5 protein-coding genes are annotated in these 4,629 nt (G+C 35.1%); 4 read left to right on the top strand and 1 reads right to left on the bottom strand.

Annotation, left to right across the window (positions count from 1 at the left end; translation table 11 throughout):
• Positions 1-162: 162 nt before the first annotated feature.
• The gene (locus tag ASG21_RS11655; RefSeq protein WP_056080051.1) at positions 163-591 is read right to left on the bottom strand and encodes a type I restriction enzyme HsdR N-terminal domain-containing protein; all 429 of its coding nucleotides are present in this window, start codon (positions 589-591) and stop codon (positions 163-165) included.
• A gap of 8 nt (positions 592-599) precedes the next feature.
• Between ASG21_RS11655 and holA the strand changes: the two genes are divergently transcribed.
• The 4 genes from holA to crcB all read left to right on the top strand — a co-directional run bounded on the left by holA (position 600) and on the right by crcB (position 4,502).
• On the top strand, positions 600-1,637 hold the full coding sequence (gene holA / locus ASG21_RS11650) for a DNA polymerase III subunit delta (RefSeq protein ID WP_056080047.1): 1,038 nt from the start codon (positions 600-602) through the stop codon (positions 1,635-1,637).
• Between the two features lie 297 nt (positions 1,638-1,934).
• Entirely contained in the window at positions 1,935-3,029 is a 1,095-nt protein-coding gene (locus ASG21_RS11645; protein ID WP_056080043.1) for a hypothetical protein, read from the top strand.
• Positions 3,030-3,149: 120 nt separating this feature from the next.
• Positions 3,150-4,091, top strand: coding sequence for a thioredoxin-disulfide reductase (gene trxB / locus ASG21_RS11640; RefSeq protein WP_056080040.1), 942 nt, complete (start codon positions 3,150-3,152; stop codon positions 4,089-4,091).
• A gap of 42 nt (positions 4,092-4,133) precedes the next feature.
• Complete coding sequence (gene crcB, locus ASG21_RS11635; protein WP_056080037.1) at positions 4,134-4,502, top strand: fluoride efflux transporter CrcB; 369 nt, start codon at positions 4,134-4,136, stop codon at positions 4,500-4,502.
• Positions 4,503-4,629: the final 127 nt, after the last annotated feature.

Raw genomic sequence — 4,629 nt, 5'->3', positions numbered from 1 at the left:
AAAAAAAAATGATTCAATACATCAGTGATTTTTTTTCTTTTTACAGTATCTTCTACAACATTCAGGCTGTTATTAATTAAAACTTTCGACTGCGAAAAAGTAAAAATCGAAAACAATAAAAATGAAAAAAGAATTGCATTTCGGGTCATCAGTTAATTGGAATTAAGATTTGTAAAAAGTATAATTTCCTTCTTTGAATTTCGCATTAATGTGCTGCAAACCATTCGTCAAAACAATTTCAGAAGCTCCGATAATCGAGTTGTATCTCGCTGTCTGTTCGAAGGTTTTCTCAGTTAATTTAATCTGTGGCGCCTTGCATTCAATTAAAATTTTAGGCTGTGCTTTTTCAGTTACTAAAAGGTCAATCCGTTTCGTCAAACCATTCAGAACAATCTTTTTTTCGGTTATTAAAGCCGATGTAGAATAAGATTTTACGGTAAGATAATAATGAATCCAGTGCTGGCGAACCCACTCTTCAGGCGTCAGCAAAAGGTAAGTTTTACGAACCAAATCATAGATAAAAAACTTATCTTTGTCTTTCCTGAATTTAAAATCAAAAGTTTCCTGAAAATTGAGTTTGGGAAGTTCCATTTAATAAGATGAAAGAATTAGATTTAATCCTCAAAAATATTAAAAATAAAGAAGTTTTACCTATTTATTTTTTTCACGGAGAAGAACCTTACTTTATTGATATTGCTGTAAAAGCTCTTGAACACAACTTTCTTGAGGAGGATGAAAAAGCCTTTAACCAAACCGTTGCATACGGAAAAGACACGACCTATCAGGAAGTCCTTTCTTTGGCGAGACAGTTTCCGATGATGGGAGATAAGCAGGTGATTATCGTGAAGGAGGCACAGGATCTGAGGATGGGAGAGGAGGAAAGTAAAGCTCTTGAAGTTTATTTTGAAAACCCGATTCCTTCAACGGTTCTCGTTTTTGCCCACAAACACAAGAAATTAGACAGCAGGAAAAAAGTCACGAAGCTTTTAGATAAAGGAAAATTTTTATTTCTCAGCGAATCGGTGAAAGATTTTAATCTTGCCAAATGGATTGCTGACGAATGTTTGAGACTCAATATTAAAACAGCTCCGAACATTTCCCATTTACTGGCAGAATACCTGGGCAACGACCTTTCCAGGATTGGCAATGAACTGGGAAAACTGAAAATCATTCTGAAAGAAGGCGAAGTTTTAGACGGCACGCTTGTGGAAAACCACATCGGAATTTCCAAAGAGTACAATGTTTTTGAGCTGCAGAAGGCTTTAGGTTCAAAAAACGCAGACGCTGCAATGAAAATTGCTTATTACATGGGCAAAAATCCAAAAAACAATCCTTTTGTGATGATGCTCGCGAGTCTGTATAATTACTTTTCCAACATTATCATTTACAACACGATGATCGGGCAGTCACCCAACTCGATTGCTTCACAGATGGGCATCAATCCTTATTTTGTGAAAGATTTTGCCGAAGCCGCCAGGTTTTATCCACTGAAACATGCAACGAGAGTTATTTCTACGTTAAGGGAATTTGATATGAAAGGAAAGGGTCTGGGAGCCGTTAATATGGATGACGCTCAGTTGATTAAAGAATTGGTTTACAAGATTATCAATATTGATAAAATTAAGACGAAAATGTAAAGTCAATGGTGAAATGTAAATTGTCAATTTTTCCTTGTAAGTAAATTTTTATTTGAGCGACAATGTGACTCCTTCGAAAGTCAACTGTATTTTTTGTGGCGACAATTTGACTGCGTCGAAAGTCAGTTTTTATATTTTTTATTATGGCGACAATTTCCGCCCTCCGTTCCCGCTTTTTTGTGCCACCGCATTTCCCTTGGCTTACAAAAAGAGCTCCACTCAGGTCGGGTCGCAAAGTGTTTTTAACAATGACTTTTTAGTTAATAATCACTGTTGTTTTAATACAAATATTTTAGAATGAAATTTTTTTTTGCAATCATATTCGTTTTACTTTTTCAGTTTTCTTATTCTCAATCCAAAATAAAATCAATATCGCCTTCTGTCGACCGGAAAGATTCTTTAAACATTCAAATTATTGAAACGCTTGGGAAGTTTTTAGAAACACAAAGTTCAAAATTTTGGATAGAATCTGATATTAAAATGTTCAAATTTCCTTACCAAGAGCTTATTGGTATTGAAAGCGGAAAGATGGGAAGTAATTTTTATCAACCCTCATTAATGGAAATTATTTCTACTGGCGAAGACGATAAAAAAATTGTGAAAGTAGCATATATCGGTTACAACGAAGAAACAGAATCAAATCTGATCAAAGCAATTTACAACATGATTGCAGTAAAAATTGACGGCAAAATTTTCTTCAGTAAATACATTAATTATGTAACAAAAGATTGGCGAATCAAAAACGAAGATAATTTAAAGTACTATATTTCGCCTACGAAAAATTTTAGTCACGAAGAAGTTGAAAGACAAAAGGCAGACATTAAGCTTCTCTCAGAGTTTTTTGGAGTTGAGAAGTTTCCGATATTTTATTATTCTGCAGTTTCACCGGAAGAAGTCTTTAAATTAAAAGGATTTGATTATCATCCGATGATGTATACAAGCGACTCTGGCGGATTTGCAGAAGATTACAATATCATCATATCTGGAAATAATTCGGAATATTACACGCATGAAGTTGTTCATTTATATACGTCTAAACTTTTCCCAGGAATAAATTCATATTTCTATGAAGGAATTGCTACTTACTTTGGCGGAAGCGGAAAGTTTGATTACCAATGGCAAAAAGAAAAACTGAAAAAATTCCTCACAGAAAATCCTGATTTTGATGTTTTGAAACATTTAAATGTTTACGAAAGATTATATTTTGAAAAAGAAACTCCGGTTCCTTACGTGGTTTCAGCAGTTATTTGTGAAATGATTATTGCTGAATTTGGAAGAGAAAAACTATTCACTGTCTTAAGAAACGGATCTTCAGCTGAGGATGGTTTTAAAGTTTTCAATCTGAATAAAAACAATGTCAATTCTAAATTGAGAAGGTTCCTGAAGATTTAGATTAACTTGAATACCTTCATCGACTTTTAACATATTAAATATTGACAAGTATCATTAATTTTACTTTAATAAAACATTAAAAATTCCGACCTTAGCACCCTTGAAATTGATAAATAAATTATGGAAGAAAATATTTTAGATTGTGTAATCGTAGGATCCGGACCTTCCGGCTTCACGGCAGCAATCTACGCAGCAAGAGCAGATCTGAAACCTCAGTTGTACACTGGTTTGGAGCCAGGCGGACAGTTAACAACTACTACTGAAGTTGATAATTTTCCAGGCTATCCTGCCGGAATTACAGGTCCTGAAATGATGATGGATCTGCAGAAGCAGGCTGAAAGATTTGATACAAAAGTGCATTACGAAATGATCACCAAAGCCGAGTTCTCAAAAGAAGTGGGTGGTGTTCATAAACTATATGCTGGGAATAAAGAGATTTTTGCTAAATCTGTGATTATTTCTACCGGAGCGACCGCAAAATATCTTGGTCTCGATGATGAGAAAAAATACAATGGAGGAGGAGTTTCAGCGTGTGCAACATGTGACGGATTTTTCTACAGAGGAAAAGATGTTGTGGTAGTTGGTGCAGGCGATACAGCTGCTGAGGAGGCAACATATCTTGCTAAATTGGTTAATAAAGTAACCATGTTGGTAAGAAAAGACGAGTTCAGAGCTTCGAAAGCAATGATTCACAGAGTGGAAAACACACCGAATATTGAAGTGAAATTCCATCACGAATTAATCGGAATTGAAGGTGAAAACAATTTGGTAGAAAGAGCTGTTGTGATAAATAATCAGACTCAGGAACAATCTACTGTAGACGTTCATGGAATTTTCATTGCCATCGGTCACAAACCGAATACAGATATTTTCGTTGGACAAATCGATTTAGACGAAAACGGATATATCGCAACTGAAAAAGGTTCTACAAGAACAAATCTTCCAGGTGTATTTGCTGCCGGAGATGTTCAGGATCACATTTACAGACAGGCAATAACAGCGGCAGGAAGCGGTTGTATGGCTGCAATGGATGCAGAAAAGTATCTGGCAGAACTTCACTAAAATTTAAATATCAAACGCACCTGTCTGGGTGCGTTTCTTTTGATGAGAAATCTGTTTTACATATTTATCGGTGGAGGTGTGGGAAGCATTTTACGCTATCTGATATCATTCCACACTCAAAAACTGTGGAAAATCAGCAGTTTTCCTGTAGGTACTCTGGCAGTGAATGTTTTGGGCTGTTTTATGATTGGTTTTTTAACATCCTCTCTAATTAAAAATGATGACGGATTAAAATATCTCTTAATAACAGGACTTTGTGGCGGTTTCACTACTTTTTCTGCATTCAGTATCGAAAATTATTCACTCTGGGAAAGCCAACAGTTCGGAATAATGATTCTCTACATTGCTCTCAGCGTTTTACTAGGAATCATCGCTGTTTTCGCAGGACTAAAGTTTCAGAATTTACTTTAAATAAAAATAAACAGACTGATTTTTAACTGATTATTAAGATCAGATAAAATTTGTCTTAAAAATATTTTGGCAAAAGAGAAAAACGCTCTATATTTGCACCACTGAAAACGAGAGATCGTAGCAGTTC

It is taken from the genome of Chryseobacterium sp. Leaf394, from assembly GCF_001424105.1.
Lineage (GTDB): Bacteria > Bacteroidota > Bacteroidia > Flavobacteriales > Weeksellaceae > Chryseobacterium.
This window is presented reverse-complemented; position numbering and strand designations above follow the sequence as displayed.